The sequence below is a fragment of the Micromonospora sp. DT178 genome (assembly GCF_049841695.1).
In the GTDB taxonomy this organism is placed as follows: Bacteria; Actinomycetota; Actinomycetes; order Mycobacteriales; family Micromonosporaceae; genus Micromonospora.
Genome location: NZ_JBNCKV010000010.1, coordinates 204,600 through 223,947 on the forward strand (window position 1 = coordinate 204,600; position 19,348 = coordinate 223,947).

Annotated in this window: 16 protein-coding genes; 5 read left to right on the forward strand and 11 right to left on the reverse strand. The window is 74.6% G+C overall.

Annotation, left to right across the window (positions count from 1 at the left end):
• The coding region (locus ACLQ22_RS20420) for a HAMP domain-containing protein (RefSeq protein ID WP_425693689.1) at positions 1 to 1,546 on the reverse strand (1,546 nt) is incomplete at its 3' end.
• Positions 1,547 to 1,846: 300 nt separating this feature from the next.
• On the opposite strand from ACLQ22_RS20420, the gene ACLQ22_RS20425 reads away from it, so the two are divergent.
• A complete protein-coding gene (locus ACLQ22_RS20425) occupies positions 1,847 to 3,922 on the forward strand; it encodes a SpoIIE family protein phosphatase (protein ID WP_425693690.1) in 2,076 nt (691 codons plus the stop codon).
• A 208-nt stretch (positions 3,923 to 4,130) separates the two neighbouring features.
• On the forward strand, positions 4,131 to 4,562 hold the full coding sequence (locus tag ACLQ22_RS20430; RefSeq protein ID WP_425693691.1) for a hypothetical protein: 432 nt from the start codon (positions 4,131 to 4,133) through the stop codon (positions 4,560 to 4,562).
• 57 nt (positions 4,563 to 4,619) lie between these two features.
• On the opposite strand, the gene ACLQ22_RS20435 is transcribed toward ACLQ22_RS20430, so the two are convergent.
• Entirely contained in the window at positions 4,620 to 5,969 is a 1,350-nt protein-coding gene (locus ACLQ22_RS20435; protein ID WP_425693692.1) for an FAD-binding oxidoreductase, read from the reverse strand.
• 90 nt (positions 5,970 to 6,059) lie between these two features.
• On the opposite strand from ACLQ22_RS20435, the gene ACLQ22_RS20440 reads away from it, so the two are divergent.
• Positions 6,060 to 8,156, forward strand: coding sequence for a S9 family peptidase (locus ACLQ22_RS20440; protein ID WP_425693693.1), 2,097 nt, complete (start codon positions 6,060 to 6,062; stop codon positions 8,154 to 8,156).
• 49 nt (positions 8,157 to 8,205) lie between these two features.
• Here ACLQ22_RS20440 and ACLQ22_RS20445 read toward each other — a convergent pair whose 3' ends face one another.
• Together ACLQ22_RS20445 and ACLQ22_RS20450 are read right to left on the reverse strand one after the other, a co-directional pair.
• Positions 8,206 to 9,147 (reverse strand): threonine ammonia-lyase, encoded by a 942-nt coding sequence (locus tag ACLQ22_RS20445; RefSeq protein WP_425693694.1) that lies wholly within the window; start codon positions 9,145 to 9,147, stop codon positions 8,206 to 8,208.
• A gap of 37 nt (positions 9,148 to 9,184) precedes the next feature.
• On the reverse strand, positions 9,185 to 10,405 hold the full coding sequence (locus ACLQ22_RS20450; protein WP_425693695.1) for an alpha/beta hydrolase: 1,221 nt from the start codon (positions 10,403 to 10,405) through the stop codon (positions 9,185 to 9,187).
• A 157-nt stretch (positions 10,406 to 10,562) separates the two neighbouring features.
• Here ACLQ22_RS20450 and ACLQ22_RS20455 point away from each other — a divergent pair, with 157 nt between their 5' ends.
• The gene (locus tag ACLQ22_RS20455) at positions 10,563 to 10,754 is read left to right on the forward strand and encodes a hypothetical protein (protein ID WP_425693696.1); all 192 of its coding nucleotides are present in this window, start codon (positions 10,563 to 10,565) and stop codon (positions 10,752 to 10,754) included.
• Between the two features lie 12 nt (positions 10,755 to 10,766).
• Here the strand turns inward: ACLQ22_RS20455 and ACLQ22_RS20460 are convergent, their stop codons facing one another.
• The 6 genes from ACLQ22_RS20460 to ACLQ22_RS20485 form a co-directional block, all read right to left on the reverse strand.
• Positions 10,767 to 12,902, reverse strand: a complete 2,136-nt coding sequence (locus ACLQ22_RS20460) for a bifunctional polysaccharide deacetylase/glycosyltransferase family 2 protein (RefSeq protein ID WP_425693697.1) — start codon at positions 12,900 to 12,902, stop codon at positions 10,767 to 10,769.
• A gap of 3 nt (positions 12,903 to 12,905) precedes the next feature.
• Complete coding sequence (locus tag ACLQ22_RS20465) at positions 12,906 to 13,334, reverse strand: hypothetical protein (protein WP_425693698.1); 429 nt, start codon at positions 13,332 to 13,334, stop codon at positions 12,906 to 12,908.
• Between the two features lie 120 nt (positions 13,335 to 13,454).
• Positions 13,455 to 14,975: an FtsX-like permease family protein gene (locus ACLQ22_RS20470; RefSeq protein ID WP_425693699.1), complete on the reverse strand. Its 1,521-nt coding sequence runs from the start codon at positions 14,973 to 14,975 to the stop codon at positions 13,455 to 13,457.
• Entirely contained in the window at positions 14,972 to 15,673 is a 702-nt protein-coding gene (locus tag ACLQ22_RS20475) for an ABC transporter ATP-binding protein (RefSeq protein WP_425693700.1), read from the reverse strand. The genes ACLQ22_RS20470 and ACLQ22_RS20475 overlap by 4 nt, the downstream gene beginning before the upstream one ends.
• Entirely contained in the window at positions 15,670 to 16,206 is a 537-nt protein-coding gene (locus ACLQ22_RS20480; protein ID WP_425693701.1) for a PadR family transcriptional regulator, read from the reverse strand. The genes ACLQ22_RS20475 and ACLQ22_RS20480 overlap by 4 nt, the downstream gene beginning before the upstream one ends.
• 93 nt (positions 16,207 to 16,299) lie before the next feature.
• Entirely contained in the window at positions 16,300 to 16,875 is a 576-nt protein-coding gene (locus ACLQ22_RS20485; RefSeq protein ID WP_425693702.1) for a TIGR03086 family metal-binding protein, read from the reverse strand.
• Positions 16,876 to 16,906: 31 nt separating this feature from the next.
• Here ACLQ22_RS20485 and ACLQ22_RS20490 point away from each other — a divergent pair, with 31 nt between their 5' ends.
• Entirely contained in the window at positions 16,907 to 17,740 is an 834-nt protein-coding gene (locus ACLQ22_RS20490; RefSeq protein ID WP_425693703.1) for a DUF6597 domain-containing transcriptional factor, read from the forward strand.
• A gap of 68 nt (positions 17,741 to 17,808) precedes the next feature.
• Here ACLQ22_RS20490 and ACLQ22_RS20495 read toward each other — a convergent pair whose 3' ends face one another.
• Positions 17,809 to 19,347: a SpoIIE family protein phosphatase gene (locus ACLQ22_RS20495; RefSeq protein ID WP_425693704.1), complete on the reverse strand. Its 1,539-nt coding sequence runs from the start codon at positions 19,345 to 19,347 to the stop codon at positions 17,809 to 17,811.
• Between the last annotated feature and the right edge of the window lies 1 nt (position 19,348).

A 19,348-nucleotide genomic window follows, 5' to 3' on the forward strand; every position in this document is an offset into this window, starting at 1 on the left:
TCAACTCCAGGATCTCGCCCCGGGCGTCCACGGTGATCTTCTGCGACAGGTCGCCCTTCGCCACCGCCGTGGTGACCGAGGCGATGTTGCGCACCTGCGACGTCAGGTTCGACGCCATCGAGTTCACGTTGTCCGTCAGGTCCCGCCACGTACCCGAGACGCCCTTGACCTGGGCCTGCCCGCCCAGCTTGCCCTCCGTGCCCACCTCGCGCGCGACGCGCGTCACCTCGTCGGCGAACGACGACAGCTGGTCCACCATCGTGTTGACGGTGTTCTTCAGCTCCAGGATCTCGCCCTGGGCGTCGACCGTGATCTTCTGCGACAGGTCGCCCTTCGCCACGGCGGTGGAGACCTGGGAGATGTTGCGCACCTGGCTGGTCAGGTTGCCGGCGAGCTGGTTGACGTTCTCGGTCAGGTCGCGCCAGGTGCCGGAGACGCCGCGCACCTGGGCCTGGCCGCCGAGCTTGCCCTCGATGCCGACCTCGCGGGCCACCCGGGTCACCTCGTCGGCGAACGACGACAGCTGGTCCACCATCGTGTTGACGGTGTCCTTCAGCTCCAGGATCTCGCCCTGCGCCGCCACGGTGATCTTCTGCGACAGGTCGCCCCGGGCCACCGCCGTGGAGACCTGGGCGATGTTACGGACCTGGGCGGTCAGGTTCGACGCCATCGAGTTGACGCTGTCGGTCAGGTCCTTCCAGGTGCCGGCCACGTTCGGCACCTCGGCCTGCCCGCCGAGCTTGCCCTCGGTGCCCACCTCCCGGGCCACCCGGGTGACCTGCTCGGCGAAGAGCCGCAGGGTGTCGGTGAGGTAGTTCATCGTGTCGGCCAGCTCGGCGACCTCGCCGCGTGCGCTGACCGTGATCTTCTGCGACAGGTCGCCCTTGGCCACCGCCGTCGCCACCTGGGAGATCGACCGCACCTGACCGGTCAGGTTCGACGCCATGGTGTTCACCGAGTCGGTGAGGTCCTTCCAGGTGCCGGCGACGCCGCGCACGTCGGCCTGGCCGCCGAGCTTGCCCTCGGTGCCCACCTCCCGGGCGACCCGAGTGACCTCGTTCGAGAAGGACGAGAGCTGGTCGACCATCGTGTTGACCGTGCGGCCGATCCGCAGGTACTCACCGCGCAGCGGCCGGCCGTCGATCTCCAGGGCCATGTGCTGCGAGAGGTCGCCGTCGGCCACCGCGACGATGACCCGGGCGATCTCGGTGGTCGGCCGGCCCAGGTCGTCGATCAGCGAGTTGACCGCCCGCTGCCCCTCGGCCCAGGAGCCGTCCAGGCCCTCGTCGTCCAGGCGCTCGGTGAGCCGGCCGTCCCGGCCGACGATCCGGCTGATCCGCCGCAGGTCGAGGTACTGCCGTTCCTGGAGCGACACGACCTCGTTGAAGGCGTCCGCGACCTCGCCGGCCCGGCCCGCCCGGCGGGGCAGCCGGACCTTCAGGTCGCCCCGACGCACCCGCCGCAGCGCCTCGGTCAGCTCGCCGAGGAGCGCCTCGTGGTCGGGCGCGGACTGGTCCACGGTCGCCGACTGTTTCGTGGTCATCATTCCTCGCTCAGCTCGGGGCCACCGGCTCCTGCCGACACCGGCCATCCCACCATTGTGCCCGTGGCCTCGTCCGCACCACGTCCACGCGCCCGACCCACCTCTCTCCGAACTACCCCCACCGTGCCGGGCCGGGCCACGCCCCGAGGGCCGATCATGCAGTCGTGATGCCCGACGAAACGGGTCGAACGTCGCCGACCGCCCACCACAACTGCAAGATCGACGAGGCGGGAGGGCGGGGGGCGGGGCGCCCGTACGGGGATCGGCTTGGCACCCGCGCGGGTGGCGGTGGAGGATACGGGGGTGTCAGCGGAGGCGGGGCCCGCGGCGACCAGGGGCCGAGACGAGCACGTCCGGCGCGTCCGGCTCCCCGCAGACCGGCGTACGCCAGCCGCGGCGCGGGCCCTCGTGCGGTCCGTCCTCACCGAGGCCCACCTGGACGAACTGGCCAACGAGGCCATGCTGCTCACCACCGAACTCTCCACCAACGCGGTGGAGCACGCCCGCACCGAGCTGGACGTCGAGGTGGTCGCCGACCCGGTCGGGATCACCGTCACCGTGTCCGACTTCGCTGCCGGCCCGGTGGAGGAGCTGACCGTCGGGGTACGCAACGACGCCACCGACATCGACGAGGTCTCCGAGCGCGGCCGAGGGCTGCTGCTGGTCGACCACTTCGCCAGCCGCTGGGGCACCACCTACCTGCCCACCGGCAAGGGGGTGTGGTTCCGGCTGGACCTGCCCGGCCCGGCCACGGCCGCCCGGCACCCCGGGGTGCCCGCCGCGGCGACCGCCGGGGGCGGGGCACCGGCGACCACGGAGAGTTCCGCGCCGAGCGCCGGGGCCATGAGCGAGCTGATGCAGACCACCCCCGACCCGTACGCCGAGGACCCGCTGCCCGACTTCGCGACCAGCCTGCTCACCCGGGTGGCGGAGATGGTCGGCGCGGCGGGCGGGGTCGTGCGGCTGGACCGGGGCGACGGGCAGGGCACCCAGGTGCTGGCCCGGTACGGTCGCCAGCCCCGGCCCGGCAACGAGCTGCTCCGGGTGGCGCTGGCCGTGCACCGGCCGTACGTCGGCGAACTGGAGCTGGACGCGGCACCGTCGGCGTACGCGCGACCGCTGGCCGTGCTGATGGCCGAGCGGCTCTCGCTGCACCTGGAGAACGACCGGCTGCGCCGGGCGGACGTCCGCCGGCAGGCCTGGCTGACCTTCCTCGCCGAGGCGAGCGAGCTGCTCGCGCAGTCGCTGGACGTCGAGTTGACCATGGCGCTCGTCCCCCAGCTCGTGGTGCCCCGGCTCGGGCAGTGGTGCGCGGTGCACACGACCGACGAGTGGGGCCGGCTCCGCCTCGCGGCGGCCAGCCACGCCGACGAGTCGGTGCTGCCCCAGCTGCACCAGGTGCTCGCGGAGACCGGCCCGGACTCGGTCCAGGCCCGGCTGCGTGAGGCGTCCCGCAACGGCACCCAGATGCCGCTCGGCGCGCCGATGGAGGGCTTCGCCGTCCCGTTGATCGCGCGGGGGCAGCGGCTGGGCACGCTGGCCGTCGGCCGGCACCAGCGGCACCGGCACGACCCGGACGAGGTCGCCGTGCTGGAGGACGTCGCCCGGCGGGCGGCGCTGGCGATCGAGAACGCCCGGATCCACGCCGAGCGCCGGCGCGTCGCGCACACCCTCCAGCAGTCGCTGCTGCCGCCGGTGCTGCCCGTGGTCGAGGGCATCGGCTTCGCCGCCGAGTACGTCCCGACCGGCGGCGACGTCGACGTCGGCGGCGACTTCTACGACGTGGTGCCCCTGCCGGACGGCCGCTGGCTGGTGGTGATCGGCGACGTCTCGGGCAAGGGGGTGCAGGCGGCGACGGTCACCGGCCTGGTCCGCGACGTCATCCGGGTGCTGGTGGGCGACGGCAAGCCGCTGCCGGAGGCGCTGGCCCGGGTCAACGAGACGCTGATCGAGCGGGGCGGTGGGCGCTACTGCACGCTGGCCCTGGCGGCGGTCGGCCCCGGCGACGGCGACCAGCTCGACGTCTCCCTGCACCTCGCCGGCCACGACCGGCCGGTGCTGCTGCCCGCCGGCGGCGGGGCGCGCTTCGTCGGCACCGGGGGCACCGCGCTCGGCCTGCTCGACTCGATCGCCTCCCCGACGGCGGAGGTGCCGCTCGACCCGGGCGACTCGCTGGTCTTCTACACCGACGGGGTCACCGAGCGGCGGCGCGGCCGGGAGCTGTTCGGCACCGACCGGCTGCGCGACGCCGCCGCCCCGCTGGCCGGCTACCCGGCCGACGTGATCGCGGCCCGGCTCCGCTCGACGGCGATCGGCTTCTCGATCGAGGCGCCCCGCGACGACATCGCCATCCTGGTGCTCCGCAACGACGTCACCTGAGGGCCGGTGTCAGCGCCGGCACGGGTCGCGGCACCGTGCGGCGTCGACGCCACAGGCCGACACGCGCGGGCCGGCTCCGACAGCTCGCCCCGGTGCCGCGCGATCCGGTCGGACGACCACGCCGGCGGGCACCGCTACGGACGGCCGGTCGAGCGGACACTTCTTCGGGCCGGCCGGCGCCACCGGGCCAGTTCGCTAGGTTGACCGCATGTCGAGCACCGTCCATGGAGCCGCCGAGCGTCCGCCGCTGCTGCGCAGCGTCGTCGCCGCCCAGTCGGCGCTCACCGCCGCCTTCGTCGTCGTCCTCACGCTCTGGATCGGCCGGATGGTCGCCGCCGGGGTCGGCCCCGAGGAGATGCGCAGCGGGGCGTACGACCCGAAGGATCTGGTGCCGTTCGGCCTGGGCGGGGCGAACCCCCTCACCTGGCTGTACGGCGCGGTGTCGCTGCTCTACCTCGCCGGCCTGGTCGCCGGGCCGCTGCTGGCGGTCCACGCCGTGGTGCTGCTGGCCCGGGACCGGTCGGCGATGTCCCGCCGCACGTGGCGGATGCTGCTCGCCCTGACCGTGGGCGCGGTGATCGTGGCCGCGAGCCGCTTCACGCCGATCGGCGCCGACCTGCACCGATGGTGGATGGACTGAGCCGCGCGCGACCCCGGCCGCTCCCCGCCGCGCTCGCGCCGCTAGCTGCCCGGACGGTCAGAGGCCGCCGGGCAGGCGGCCCGGGGCGAGGCGGTGGTGCGGGTCGAGGTGCTCCTTGGCCGCGCGCAGCCGGGCCAGCCCGGCCAGCTCGCCCCACAGGTCGACGGCCCGCCGGACGGCCGGCGGCGCGGAGACCACCACGCACCGGCCCTGCCGGGCGAGGAGCACGCCACGGACGGCGGCCAGGATCGACGCCACCCGGTCGGGCGACATGGCGCCGGGCAGGGCCGCGTGCACCACGCCGAGGCCGGCGGAGCCGCGCACCGGGACGGGGCCGCCGGCGGCGTCCCGCAGCGCGTAGACGGCGGCGTGCAGGTCGGCGATCGGCACCTCGATCCGCAGCGCCGTGTCGCCGGGGCCGAACGGGTAGCGCCGCCACCACTCGGGCGCGGCGTGGCTGACGGCCGTGCCCGGGCCGAGGAGCGCGACGAGCCGGTCGGCGCGCTCGGCGACGTCGGCCGGGCCGCCCTCCAGCAGCACCACCAGCCGCCCGGCACCGGCCGGGCCGCCGCGGACGCGCCCCGCCATGGACGGGTGCGCGGCCATCGCGGCGGCCCGGCTGCCCTGGCGCGGCCGGGGTCCCGCGCCGGCCGGCAGGTCCAGCTCGACCGCCGCCGGGTCGAGGCGCGCGGCGAGCACGGTGCGGATCAGGTCGTGCACCTCCAGCGGGGTCCACACCGGTCGGCTGACCCAGATCCGGCCGGCCGGGACGGCCTGCACCCGCAGGGTCGCGGAGACCAGCACGCCGAGCGCCCCCTGCGAGCCGCAGAGCAGCCGGGCCAGCTCCAGGCCGGCGGCGCCGCCCCCGGCGTCGACGAGTTCGCCGTCGGCGTCGAGGTAGCGCACCCGGACGAGCTGGTCGCAGGGGCTGCCGTGGCGGTGCCGCAGCGGCCCCGCCTCGCCGGCGGCGAGCACGCCGCCGAGGGTGGCGCCGGGCGAGGGGGCGTCGAGCGCCAGGCGCTGCCCGGTGCGGTCCAGAGTGGCCTGCACCGCGCGCAGCGGGGTGCCCGCCCCGACCTCGGTGGTGGGCGCGCCGACCGGCTCGTGCCCGATCCCGGCGAGCCGGCCGGTGTCGAGCATGATGTCGACCCGGTCGGGGGCGGCACCCCAGTCGATCTTCGTGCCGGCGCCGCGTGGCACCACCGTCAGGTCGTGCCGGGCGGCGAGCCGCAGCACCTCGGCCGCAGCGTGCGCACCGCCCGGGACGGCCACCCAGCGGGCCGGGCGGCCGGCCACCTCGTCGGCGGGGCCGGCGAAGCGGGCGAACGGCGGGCCGCAGATCTCGGTCAACCGCCGGGTGATGTCGAGGGCTCCGGGCCGGTCGGTGGAACTCGCTGCAGCCGCCATGCCGGCCATCGTACACATGTTCGAAAGGTGTGACGGCGGGTCGCCGACGAGGCCGCGCGTCGGGCGGCGCGCGGCCGGTAACGTGGCGCCGTGACCACCGAGACCCCCGCGCCCACGGCGAAGCGGGTGCCCAGCGAGCGCACCCACCACGGCGACACCGTCGTCGACGAGTACGCCTGGCTCACCGCCAAGGACGACCCGGAGACGATCGCCTACCTGACCGCCGAGAACGCGTACACCGCGGCCCGGACGGCGCATCTCGAAGGGCTGCGCGCCGACCTGTTCGAGGAGATCCGCCGGCGCACCCAGGAGACCGACCTGTCGGTCCCCGGCCGCAAGGGCGGCTACTGGTACTACACCAGAACGGTCGAGGGCCAGCAGTACGGCGTGCAGTGCCGCCGGGCGGTCCGGGACGGCGAGACCGAGCCGCCGGTCAGCGCGGACGGCGCGCCGCTCGACGGCGAGGAGGTGCTGCTCGACGGCAACCTGCTCGCCGAGGGGCACGACTTCTTCGCGCTCGGCGCGTTCGACGTCAGCCCGGACGGGCGGTGGCTGGCCTACTCCACGGACTTCTCCGGCGACGAGCGGTTCACGCTGCGGGTCAAGGACCTCTCCACCGGCGAGCTGCTGCCCGACGAGGTGCCCGACACGTTCTACGGCACCGCCTGGTCCGCCGACGCCTCCGTGCTGTTCTACGTGACGGTGGACGAGACGTGGCGCCCGAACCGGGTCTGGCGACACACCCTGGGCACGGCGTCCACCGAGGACGTGGTGGTCTACCAGGAGGACGACGAGCGGTTCTGGGTCGGCGTGGAGCTGACCCGTTCGGAGCGGTTCATCCTCATCGACGTGCACAGCAAGATCACCAGCGAGGTGCTGGTGATCCCGGCCGGCAACCCGACCGGCGCGCCGGCGTCCGTGGCGCCCCGGCGGCAGGGCGTGGAGTACACCGTCGAGCACCACGGGCACCGCTTCCTGATCCTGCACAACGACGGCGCGGAGGACTTCGCGCTGGCCTACACGTCGGCGGACGCGCCCGGCGACTGGGTGCCGCTCATCGAGCACTCGCCCGGCACCCGGCTGGAGGCGGTGGACGCCTTCGCCGACCACCTGGTCGTCTCGCTGCGCACCAACGGGCTGACCGGGCTGCGGGTGCTGCCCGTCGGCGGCGGCGACGCGTACGACATCGACTTCCCGGAGCCGCTCTACAGCGTCGGCCTGCAGGGCAACCCGGAGTACCGCACCGGGCAGATCCGGCTGGGCTACACCTCGCTGGTCACGCCCGACTCGGTCTACGACTACGACCTGGTCACCCGGCAGATGGTGCTGCGCCGGCAGAAGCCGGTGAAGCCCGGGCCGGACGGGCGGGCGTACGACCCGGGCGACTACGAGCAGCACCGCGACTGGGCGCTCGCCGACGACGGGACCCGGGTGCCGATCTCGCTGGTCTGCCGGGCCGGCACGCCGAAGGACGGCTCCGCCCCCTGCGTGATCTACGGCTACGGCTCGTACGAGGCGAGCATGGACCCGTGGTTCTCCGTCGCCCGGCTCTCCCTGCTGGACCGGGGCGTCATCTACGCCGTGGCGCACATCCGCGGCGGCGGCGAGCTGGGCCGCCGCTGGTACGACCAGGGCAAGCTGCTGGCCAAGAAGAACACGTTCACCGACTTCGTCGCCTGTGCCCGGCACCTGGTCAAGGCGGGCTGGACGACCAGCGACCGGCTCGTGGCCCGGGGCGCCTCGGCCGGCGGGCTGCTGATGGGCGCGGTCGCCAACATCGCCCCGGACGCGTTCGCCGGGATCGTCGCGCAGGTGCCCTTCGTGGACGCGCTCACCTCGATCCTCGACCCGTCGCTGCCGCTGACCGTCACCGAGTGGGAGGAGTGGGGCAACCCGCTGGCCGACCCGGAGGTCTACGCGTACATGAAGTCCTACACGCCGTACGAGAACGTGCGTGCGGTGGACTATCCGGCGATCCTCGCGGTGACCAGCCTCAACGACACCCGGGTGCTCTACCACGAGCCGGCGAAGTGGGTCGCCCGGCTGCGGGCGGTCGCCCCGCAGGGCGACTACCTGCTGAAGACCGAGATGGGCGCCGGCCACGGCGGCCCCAGCGGCCGTTACGACTCCTGGCGCGAGGAGGCGTTCGTCAACGCCTGGATCCTCGACCGCCTCGGCCGCGCCTGAACGGGGTCGGGAAGGGCCCTCGCCGACGAGGGTCCTTCCCGGCGCCCGTTCAGCCCAGCACGCCCGCCAGCACCGCCGGGTCGACGTTGCCGCCGGTGACGACGGCGACCGTACGGCCGGGCGGCAGCTCGGCGGCGCGGAACAGCCGGGCGGCCACGGCCACCGCGCCGCTCGGCTCCACCACCAGGCGGGCATCCCGGACCAGCCGGCCCATCGCGGCGCGGATCTCCTCCTCGGTCACCGTGACGATGCGGTCGAGCCGGGCCCGCAGGTGGGCGAGGGTCAGCTCGGACGGCGGCAGGCGCAGCCCGTCGGCCATCGTCCGGTAGGTGCGCTCCTCGCCCCAGACCACCACCGACCCGGCCGCCAGCGACTCCCGGGCGTCGGCGGCGAGTTCCGGCTCGACGCCGATCACCGTCGCCGCCGGCCGCAGCGCCGTCACGGCGGTCGCGACGCCGGAGGAGAGCCCGCCGCCGCCCACGGGCACCAGCACCACGTCGACGTCGGGCAGGTCCTCGACGATCTCCAGCCCGACCGTGCCCTGCCCGGCGACGATCCGCCGGTCGTCGAACGGCGGCACCAGCACCGCGCCCGTGGTCGCCGCGATGCGCTCCGCCTCCGGGCCGCGCTGCGGGGGCGGCACCAGCAGCACCTCGACGCCCAGCGCCCGGATCCGGTCCACCTTCGCCGCCGGGGCGCCCTCGGGCACCACGATCCGGCACGGCACGTCGGCCGCCCGGGCCGCGTACGCCAGCGCCAGGCCGTGGTTGCCCGACGAGTGGGTGACCACGCCGCGCGCCCGCTCCTCGGGCGTCAGCCGGGCGACCGCGTGGGTCGCGCCGCGCAGCTTGAAGGACCCCACCGGTTGCAGGCTCTCCGGTTTGAGCCACAGCTCCGCGTCCCAGCCGGTCCGCAGCAGCGGGGTACGCAGCACGGTGCCCGCGATGTCGGCGGCGGCGTTCCGGACGTCGGTGATCGAGACCAGCTCCATCGCCCCATCCTGCCCGACGCGCGGGGCGTCGCCGGTCCTACATCGGTTCGAGCGAGACGGCGAGCGGCTGCTCCGTCCGCCCTGACGTGTAGTCCATCTCGACCGGGTCGCCCTCCCACGGGATTACGAACGTCCCGGTGGTGTTGCCGTCGACGTTGTACGGCCGGTTCGGGTGCCGCGCGCTGCGCAGCCACTTCCTGGACAGTGTGTGCAACCACTTGCGCTGGCGCTCCCAGACGACAAGGTGCCCGGTGCCGTCCAGCCGGTACATCAGTTTGCGCCGGCCCTGGATGGCCCGGTAGAGCTCCGGGACCGAGAAGTTGAGTGGCGGGAAGTTGGCCGTCGCGTCCTTCTCCCCGTAAACGACGAGCACCGGCACCTCCTCGCCGAGGTTGGTGCGGTCGGCGGTCACCCGCTCCCGGTTCCAGCCCCACCAGTACGCGTTGCGGAACCGCGAGACGCCGGGCCCCCAGGTACGACCTACCTGGTCGTTGTCGAGGAAGGCGTCCCACACCACGTCGACGATGTCGTGGGCGTCGTCCCGCTGGCCCGGGTAGCGGGGGTCCACGTCGACCTCGCTGTCCCACGACTTCTTGAAGCCGGTCCTGTGCAGGATGTGCATCGGGAACCCGTACACCGGGCAGGGGGTGCTGACCGGCAGCGGCGTCGACGGCGCCGACGGGCCCGTCACCGCGAAGATCGGTGCGAGCAGCAGGAGGCTGGCCACCTTGGCGGGGTCGACCGTCATGGCGAACGGTCCCACCGCGTAGGCACCCGCCGAGTAGCCGATCAGATCGATCTTGGATGGCATGTCCGGCTGGCCCAGGATCCAGTTGACGACGCTACCGAGTTCCGCCCAGTCGCTCGCCGAGTTGGTGAGCTGCTTCGGATACTTTGCCGCGCACGGTTCCCGGGGCAGCAGGAGGTGCTGCTGGAGCGGGTTGATGTTGCACGGGTCGTTCATCTGCACCGGGCGGGTCGACCTTCCCATCCCCTGGAGGTCCATGACGAAGACGTCGAACCCGTCCTCCGCCAGTTCCCTCGCCCAGCTGTACCTGCCCTCTCCCGCGTCGTACCGCAGGTCGAACGAGACGAGCCCCGGGCTGCTGCGGCCGTGCACCATGAGCACCGGCTGGCGGTCCCGGCCCGGCGGGAGGTTGGGTTTGAACCAGCGGACGAACAACTGGATCACTGCGCCGTTGTTCGCGTCGAGGTTCGACGTGTGGCTGACCGTGAAGTCCTCGCTGGTGAACTGCATGAGCGGTACTCCGATACTCCGGCCCGGGCTGGCACGGACACGTCCCGGTGACGCCAGGATGGCCTGCCGCCCCGGGAGGCGCGGGTCGGCCGCTGCGCGTTCACCCGTCCGGGCGCCGGCGCCCGGCGGCCCGTCCGCCGGTGCCTAGACTGCCGGAGTGACCGGGGGCGACGGGGTGGACGACGACGAGCCGGCCGGGGACGTACCGGCGGCGGGGTGGCGGGCGGCGGCGCGCGACCGACGTGTCTGGGCGATCCTCGCGGTGGTCGCGTTCCTGCTGGTGTGCTGCTGTTCGGCCGCCGCCGGGACGCTGCTCGCGCTCTCCGCCGGCCTGTTCACCGCCGGCTGACATCGCCGGGCGTCAGAGGGGCGCCCGTCCCTGTGCCCCGACCAGCGCGGCCGCCTCCCCGGTACGCACCATCCGCTGCCAGCGCAGCCGGTTGCCCACCAGCGCGGTGACCACCGACTGCACCACCACCAGGTACATCACCTGCCGGTAGAGCAGTTGCTGGAACGGCAGGCTCCACAGCGGACCGAGCCGCTCACGGTCCAGCCGCAGCGCGTACGCGGCGGTGAACGCCTGGAGGAGCAGCAGCCCCGCCCAGGCCAGCACCAGCGTCGACCAGGGCAGGAAGATCAGGCCATAGACGGCGTAGACGTCCACCGCGGGGGCGGTCAGCGGCAGCACGATCTGGAACACCGTCAGGTACGGCAGCCCGCGCCGGCCGAGCTTGCCGCCGGCGCCCGACTCGCGCAGCGCGTGGCGGTGCTTCCACATCGCCTGCATGGTGCCGTAGCACCAGCGGTAGCGCTGCCGCCAGAGTTGCCGCAGCGACGAGGGCGCCTCCGTCCAGGCGATCGCCGCCTCCTCGTAGACCACCCGCCAGCCGGCCCGCAGCACCTTCATCGTGAGGTCGGTGTCCTCGGCGAGGGTGTCCGCGGGCACCCCGCCGACGGCGAGCAGCACCTCGCGGCGGAACGCGCCGATCGCGCCGGGAATGGTCGGCATGCACTCCAGCACGTCGTACATCCGGCGGTCGAGGTTGAAGCCGATCACGTACTCCAGGTGCTGCCAGCGGCCGAGCAGCCGGCGCCGGTTGGCGACCTTGGTGTTGCCGGAGATCGCACCCACCGTCGGATCGGCGAAGCCCTGTACCAGCCGGTGCACGGTGTCCGGCTGGAAGACCGTGTCCCCGTCGACCAGTACCAGCAGGTTGGCGCGGGCGGCCCGGATCCCGGTGTTCAGCGCCGCCGGCTTGCCGGCGTTGGCCTGCCGGATGACCCGCACCCCGCGCAGGCCGAGCCGCTCGACGATCCCGGCGGTGTCGTCGCTGGACCCGTCGTCGACCACGATCACCTCCAGCGCCGGGTAGTCGCTGGCCATCAGCGACCGGACCGTCGCGGCGATGTTCGCGGCCTCGTTGTAGGCCGGCACGATCACCGACACCGGGGCGGTGATCGTCGGCGGCGTCCGCCTCGCCCTGCGGACCCGCCGCACGTGCGACTGCGCGCAGCACACCTGCACGAGCAGCCGGGCCACGCCCAGCACCAGCGCGACCCCGAGCAGCAGGTCCATCGCCCCGGCGAGCCAGCCGGCACCGGCCTGGGTCCACCGCAGGGCGTGGCCGCTGAGCCTGCTCCCGCCGCTCGCCGGCACCATCGAGGCCGGCGCGTCGATCCCTTCGGAGACGGTGGTGAACCGGTATCCCTGCCGGGCCAGCCCGGGCAGCAGCCGGTCCAGGGCGGCGACCGTCTGGGCCCGGTCGCCACCGCCGTCGTGCATCAGCACCACCGCGCCGCGCCCCCGCTCGGGGCTGGCGGCCTTGACGATGGCCGGCACGCCCGGCCGCTGCCAGTCCCTGGTGTCCCGGTCGGCGAGCACCGCGACGTGTCCAGTGCCGGCGGCGGCGCGCAGTGCCGCGTACTCCGGACCGGTCAGCGCGGACGGGTGGGAGGAGAACGGCGGCCGCAGCAGGGTGACCTCGCGGCCCGTCGCCGCGGCGACCGCCTTGCGGGTCAGCGAGAGTTCCAGGTCCCGCCGCCAGCCCTGCGCGGCGGCGAGGTCGGTGTGGGTGAAGCTGTGGGAGCCGATCTCGTGGCCCTCGGCGAGGATCCGCCGGACCAGTTCGGGGTGCTCGTTGACGCGGGCGCCGACCACGAAGAAGGTGGCGCGAGCGTCGTGCCGGCGCAGCGCGTCGAGCACCTGCGGCGTCCATCGCGGGTCCGGCCCGTCGTCGAAGGTCAGCGCGATCGTCCGGTCGGGCATGAAGCGGCTGGCCGGCTGGTCCCGGTCCAGCCGCAGCACCGGCCCGCCCGCGACGACGTCCTTGGGCACGGCCACGGCCGCGCCGGGTGGTGGAGCCCCCGCCCTGCCGGAGCCGCCGGCCAGCCCGGTCACCACGCCGTTGACGGTGAGCGCGGCGAGCAGCAGCACCAGCCCGAGCAGCAGCAGGACCCAGTGCGCGCGCGGGTCACGCCGCGCGACGTGACGGGCCACCCGCTAACTCGGCTTTCCCGGGGACCTGCTGGGCTTCGCGCCGCGCCGCTCGTCGCCCTGTCCCGGTCGGTCGGACTGGTCGGGCCGGGCGGGACCGGTGGTGGCCGGGGCGGAGCCGTACCTGGATCCGGCGGACCGGGTGGCCGTCGGCGTCGGGGCCGAGGTGCTGGTCACCGTCGACCGACGCACACCGGTCGGGGCCGGGCGGTCGGCCCCGTCGCGGCCGTCGATCCCGGCTTCGAGCGGCGCCCGACGGTCGTCCGACCAGCCGGGTAGCGGCACCGACGTGTCCATGAACAGGCCGGCGGCGATCAGGCCGAGGCTCGTGAGCAGGCCGAGGCCCATCGCGGTGCCGGCGATGACGGCAAGCCGGCGCCGGCGCCCGGTCCGGTCGACGAAAACCGGCGATGACCCGCCGGACTGGTGGTGCATGTGATGGTCTCCCGCTGCTCAGCCACCTGGCACAGCCCCGGGCGTGGACGCGCCCGGCCCGGCCCGGTTGCGGGCCTCCGTCGCCTACAGCGCCGCCGACGGGATCCGCGTTACGCCGGCTCAGGTCGCGCGCAGCTCCTCTACGGCCGTGCCCGCGCGCAGGAAGAGCAGGCCCACGCCGACCGTCACCAGCACCCCCGCCAGGGCGCCGGCCCCGAGCAGGGCCAGCTGTTCCAGCGGTACGTCAGGCGGCACGGTCACCTTCGCGGTCTCCACGACCCGCGTGTAGCGCGCCCGGGTGGCGGGGTCGGCGCAGAGCTGCGCGGTGGCGTCGCAGACCTCGTCGTAGTTCGTGCTGGTCGGCGCGCGGAAGAGCCCCCGGGCCAGCAGCAGGCCCACGGCGAGCGCGACCGCCACCGCCGGCACGGCGGGGGCCAGCGACTGCCAGGCGATGGACCGGCCGAGCGTGGACCGGGGCACCCCGGTCGCCACCAGGGCCGCGTACGCGCGCCGCCGGGCGGTGATCCCCTCCACCACCGCGACGACCAGCCCACCGGCGGCGACCAGCACCGCCACCGCCACCGCCAGGTCGACCAGGTCCATGGTCCGCAGGTAGAAGTCGCCGTTGGTGCTTTCGGCCCCGTCGCGCCGGCTGAGCTCGGCCGACGCCACGAAGTACGCCCGCAGCCCGGCCGCGCCCGCGCCGAGGAGCACCGCCGCCAGCAGGGCGGCGAAGGTGCGGCTGCCCGCCCACGGGTCGGCCATCAGCCGGCGGGCGGCGAGCAGCGCGGCCGGCCCCCGGGCGTAGCGGTGCAGCGCCCGCCCGGTCATCCAGGAGATCCAGCCGGTGCCGACCACCACCCCGATCATCGCGGCCAGCCCGCCGCCGACGAGCAGCGCCGGCACCAGCCACGACGGTCCGTCGGCGCCGCGCCGGACGTACCAGCGGGTGACCGGTCCGACGGCGAGGAACGCGGCCAGTCCCGCGCCGATGAGGACGCCCGCCCAGGGCCGGGGGCCACGTTCCCGGCGGTGCGTACGCAGCACGCCGAACGGGGTCGTGCTCACCCGGCGCAGCATCAGCGCGGTGGCCAGCGCCGCCACGACCGGCAGCCCCGCCAGCACCGCCGCCAACACGCCCGCCGGGGGCAGCACGTCGGTGGGGAGGACGAGCCGGCCCCGGGCGTCGGGCCGGTCGAACAGCTCGCGGCCGGCGAAGTAGACCGACGCGCCGGCCAGCGTGCCGAGCAGGCTCGCCAGGCCGGTCTCCAGCACGGCGATCCGGGTCACCTGGCCCGGGGTGGCGCCGGCCAGCCGGAACGCGGCCAGCCGGCGGTCCCGTGCCGGGGCGCCGAGCCGGGCGCACTGCCCGGCCAACGCCAGCACGGGAATCATGAGCAGCAGCAGGGCGAAGGCCGTGCCGCCGCGCAGCCCCGGCTCGACGAGCAGCTGGTTGGCGTACTGCTGGGACCAGCGGCTGCCGTTGCCGTCGGTGACGGGCGGGGTGGGGATGGCCAGCACGGTGAGCGCGGCCAGGGCGGCGAGGGTGGCCAGGGCGGCGCTGAGCGCGGTCAGCGCCACCCGGACGGTGTCGGTGCGGGTGCCGGCCAGGACGAGGCGTACCAGCGTCGACGGTCTCACCGGCGGCTGCCCGGCAGCGGGGCGTCGAGGCCGAGCCCGGTGTGGTCGACCATGCCGTCGCGGAGGATGACCTCGCGGTCGGCGTACGCGGCGATCTGCGGCTCGTGGGTGACCAGGACGACCGTGGTCCGCTGGTCGCGGGCGAGCCGGACCAGCTGGACGAGCACCTGCTCGCCGGTGAGCGTGTCCAGCGCGCCGGTCGGCTCGTCGGCGAAGAGCACCCGGGGCTCGGTGACCAGGGCCCGCGCCGTCGCGCAGCGCTGCTGCTGCCCGCCGGACATCTCGCCCGGCCGGACGTCGGCCAGGTCGGCCACGCCGAGCCGGTCCATCCAGGACAGCGCCGCCGTCCGCGCCTCCCGCCGCCGGGTGCCGGCGAGGAGCAGCGGAAGGGCGACGTTCTCGGCGGCGGTCAGCTCGGCGACGAGCTGGCCGAACTGGAAGAGCACCCCGAACTCGGTGCGCCGCAACCTGGACCGTGCCGCCTCGGACCAGGTGTCGATCCGCTGCCCGTTCCAGCTCACCTCGCCGGCGTCCGGGCGCAGGATGCCGGCGAGGCAGTGCAGCAGGGTGGACTTGCCGCAGCCGCTCGGGCCGGTGACGGCGACGATCTCCCCCTCGGCGACGTCGAGCGTGACGCCGCGCAGCGCGGGTGTCCGCCCGTAGGCCTTGACCACGCCGCGAGCCTGAAGTCGCGTCACGAGTGCACCTCCCGGTGCCAGTCGGCGACCCGGCCCAGGGTGGTCTGCAACCACCGCAGGTCGGCGTCGAGATGGGCGATGGCGAAGTCGGCCGCGACGATGTCGTCGAGGCTGGCCGAGGGTGCCGTCTTCACCGCGGTCAGCTCGCGCAGCCGCTCGGTGTGGGCCTGCCGCTGGGCGACGAGGTAGGACCGGGCCCGGTCCGCGTCGGCCACCAGCAGCGCCACGACCACCTTGGCGAAGAGCGTGCTGGCGACGTACGGCATCGGCGGCTCGACCTCGGCGAGCCACCGCTCCAGCGCGGCCCGGCCGTCGGCGGTCAGCGAGTACGCGGTGCGGTCGGGACCGCCCTCACGTTCCTGCCCGGCGGGTGCCACCAGGCCGTCCCGCTGCAACCGGCCGAGGGTTGAGTAGACCTGCCCGAAGGCCAGTGGCCGGGCGCGGGGCAGGCGCTCGTCGTGGGCGCGCTTCAGCTCGTAGCCGTGCCGGTTGCCGGCGGCGAGGAGGCCGAGCAGCAGGTGCGGGGTGGACACCCGTGTCACTATTCACCGAGCGAATAGTGACCGTCAAGGAGGCCCGCGCGACGGGATGCCGCGCGGGCCTGCGAGAGGGAGAGGGCTGTCCGATCAGGCGCCGGCCGACCAGTCGGGGTGCCGACCGGTCAGGGCGAGGAGACGATCGATCTCCGAGGCGTCCGAGGTGGACGCGGCCACCGGCTCGGCGAAGCGGCCACGCTCGCGGGCCGTCGGGCCCTGCTGCTCCATGAACGCGTAGATCGGGGGCAGCGCCTCCGGCGCCGGCTGGAACGGCTGGCCGGTGGCGATGGCCAGGTCCCAACCGTGCACCGTGAGTTCGAGCAGCGCGATGCTGCCGACCGTCTCCTGCGGCATGCCCATCCCGGGCGAGTCACCCTCCAGCGCGGCCGGATCCGACCACGCCTCGATGAGTTTTCCGATCTCGCCCTCGAAGCGGTCGCGCCAGCCCTCGGTCAGGTGGTCGGGCTCCTCCACCCACTCCGGCTGCTGCTTCGCCGCGAGGACCCGGAGACTGACCACCGCCTGGTAGAAGTGGTTGAGCAGGTCGCGTACCGCGTATTCGCTACAGGGGGTCGGCAGGTCCAACTGGTCGTCGGAGATTCCCCGGATCACCGCGACGGTACGGGGCGCCGCGGCTGCCAACAGATCGCTAGTCTTTGTGGACATAGGGTCAGCGTATGAGGATCGTCTTGAAGAAATGCGACACCAGCCGCGCCGCGACAGCCGGGGAATTCTGGACCCCCACCGGTTGCTGCGGCGGGTCCGGCTCCGCCGCTGCCTGCCGGCCGCCGCGCTACTGCCCTATGTGGAGCACTACTGGCTCGTCGACTGGCGGCTGACCGAGCCGTTCGTGCAGCGGGTCGTGCCCCATCCCGCGGTGAACGTGGTCTTCGCCCGTCACGACGACGCCCCCGAGACCGCCGAGATCACCGGCGTCGGGCTGCGACTGCTCTCGATCACGCTGGCCGGCAGCGGCCAGGTCTGCGGCGTCCAGTTCCGCCCGGGCGGCTTCCGGCCCTACTGGCGGCGGTCGGTCGCCGAGCTGACCGGGCGGCGCCAGCCCCTCACCACCGGCCCCGGCGCCGCCGACCCGACCGGTGCCGGCGCACCCCCGCGGGCCGCCGTGGGCGGCGCGGTCTGCGAGGGCACGGACGACGAGCGCTGCGCCGCGCTGGACGCCTTCCTGACCGCCTGGGCGCCCGAGCCGGACCCGGTCGCCGACGAGGTCATCGCGCTGGTCGAGAAGATCCGCGCCGACCGGAACATCCTGCGGGTGAGCGACTTCGCCCGGCGACACGACAGCTCCGTCCGCCGGTTGCAGCGGCTCTTCCTGGAGTACGTCGGCGTCGGCCCCAAGTGGGTCATCCGGCGCTACCGGCTCCAGGAGGCGATCGAGCAGGCCGCCGGCGGGCCGCAGGACTGGGCGGCGCTCGCCTCCGACCTGGGCTACAGCGACCAGGCCCACCTGGTCCGGGAGTTCACCGCCGCCACCGGCGTCTCCCCGGCCGCGTACGCCCGCTCGCTCGGCTGACCGGCGCACCCGCGCGGCGACGCCGGCGCGCCCCTGGGGCCGCCGAGTTCCGCTGGAACGCCCGACGGTCAGCGGCGGCGGAGGGCCACCACGGCGACGTCGTCGTGGATCTCCGGCGGGGCCAGCTCGACCAGGAGCCGTTCGCAGAACTGGTCCAGGTCGTCCTCGACCCGGCCGGCGGCCACGGCCAGGGCGGCCAGCCCGTCGTCGATCGTGGTGTCCCGCCGCTCGATCAGCCCGTCGGTGTAGAACACCAGCGTCGCCCCGGCCGGCAGCACGAACTCCAGGTCGGGCGGCCGTTGCGCGCGGACCCCGAGCAGCGGGGCCGAGTGCTGCACGAACTCCACCTTGCCGTCCAGGCTGAGCGCCGGCGGCAGGTGACCGGCGCTGGCCAGCCGCACCCGGCCGCTGGGCGGGTGCAGCAGCAGCACGCAGATCGTGGCCAGCTCGTTGGGGAGCAGGGTGCGCATGAGCTCGTTGACCCGGTGGAGGATCTCGCCCGGCTGGTGCCCCTCCACCGCGTACGCCCGCACCGCGTGCCGCAGCTCGGCCATCACCGTCGCGGCGTGCAGCGAGTGCCCGGCCACGTCGCCGATGGCCAGCAGCAGGTGACCGTCGAGCATCACCAGCTCGTAGAAGTCGCCCCCCACCTCGGTCTGCGCGCTCGCCGGCTCGTACCGGACGGCCATGTCGAGCCCGTTGACCTGCGGTATCCGGCGGGGCAGCAGGCTGCGCTGGAGGGTGACCGCGATGCGGTGCTCCTCGTCGAAGGAGCGCTGCGCCTCCACGGCCGCCGCCACGGCCTGCGCGAGCTGCCGCAGCACCGGGGTGCGGGCGGTCTGCGTGGCGGTGGGCACCACGACGTAGAGCGGCGCGCGGTCCTCGCGCAGCCGGGCGGCGGCCACCGTGACCGTGTCGTCCGCCGGCCACCCGACGAGGCCCCAGGCGGCCGGCTCGTCCACCCGGACCGTCGTCCCGGTGGGCACCCCGGCGTCGTCGACGATCCACGGGACGATCGTGGGCGTGCCGCCGGGGCCGTCCGCGATCCCGGCGAGGCAGTCGCCCTCGAACGTCTCGGCGACCACGGCGGCCGGGCTCTTGAAGATCTGCGCGGCGCCGGCCGCCGCCGCCTCCAGCAGCCGCGCGAAGTTCGGGGCGGAGTGCACCGCCACGGTGGTGTCGGCCAGCCCGAGCAGCCGTTCGGCGAGCAGCTCCGCGCGCTGCCGGGCCCGGTAGTAGCGCAGCACCGCGTGGGAGGTCGCGACCAGTTCCTCCGGCTCGATCGGCTCGGCCAGGTACGCGTCCGCGCCCCGGGTCAGCCCCTGCGCCCGGTCCACCACGTCCACGGCGTGCGCGGACACGTGGATCACCGGCATCGCCGGGTGCGCCGCCTTGATCCGCTCGCAGACCTCGAAACCGTTGATGTCGGGCAGCCGCACGTCGAGCACCACGAGGTCGATCGGGTCCACCCCGACCCGGGTCAGTGCCTCGGCGCCGTTCTCGGCCTCCAGCACCGTGAAGCCCGCCCGGGAGAGCCAGCTGACCAGGAGGTAGCGCTTGGTGGGGCTGTCGTCGACCACCAGCACTGTCGCCGGGCCACCCTCCACG

What these genes read in the sequence shown, in the direction of transcription:
- ACLQ22_RS20490 (WP_425693703.1), top strand. Translation starts at nt 16,907, where the DNA reads ATGCGACACCAGCCGCGCCGCGACAGCCGGGGAATTCTGGACCCCCAC.
- ACLQ22_RS20465 (WP_425693698.1), bottom strand. Translation starts at nt 13,334, where the DNA reads ATGCACCACCAGTCCGGCGGGTCATCGCCGGTTTTCGTCGACCGGACC.
- ACLQ22_RS20430 (WP_425693691.1), top strand. Translation starts at nt 4,131, where the DNA reads ATGTCGAGCACCGTCCATGGAGCCGCCGAGCGTCCGCCGCTGCTGCGC.
- ACLQ22_RS20485 (WP_425693702.1), bottom strand. Translation starts at nt 16,875, where the DNA reads ATGTCCACAAAGACTAGCGATCTGTTGGCAGCCGCGGCGCCCCGTACC.
- ACLQ22_RS20445 (WP_425693694.1), bottom strand. Translation starts at nt 9,147, where the DNA reads ATGGAGCTGGTCTCGATCACCGACGTCCGGAACGCCGCCGCCGACATC.
- ACLQ22_RS20435 (WP_425693692.1), bottom strand. Translation starts at nt 5,969, where the DNA reads ATGGCGGCTGCAGCGAGTTCCACCGACCGGCCCGGAGCCCTCGACATC.
- ACLQ22_RS20450 (WP_425693695.1), bottom strand. Translation starts at nt 10,405, where the DNA reads ATGCAGTTCACCAGCGAGGACTTCACGGTCAGCCACACGTCGAACCTC.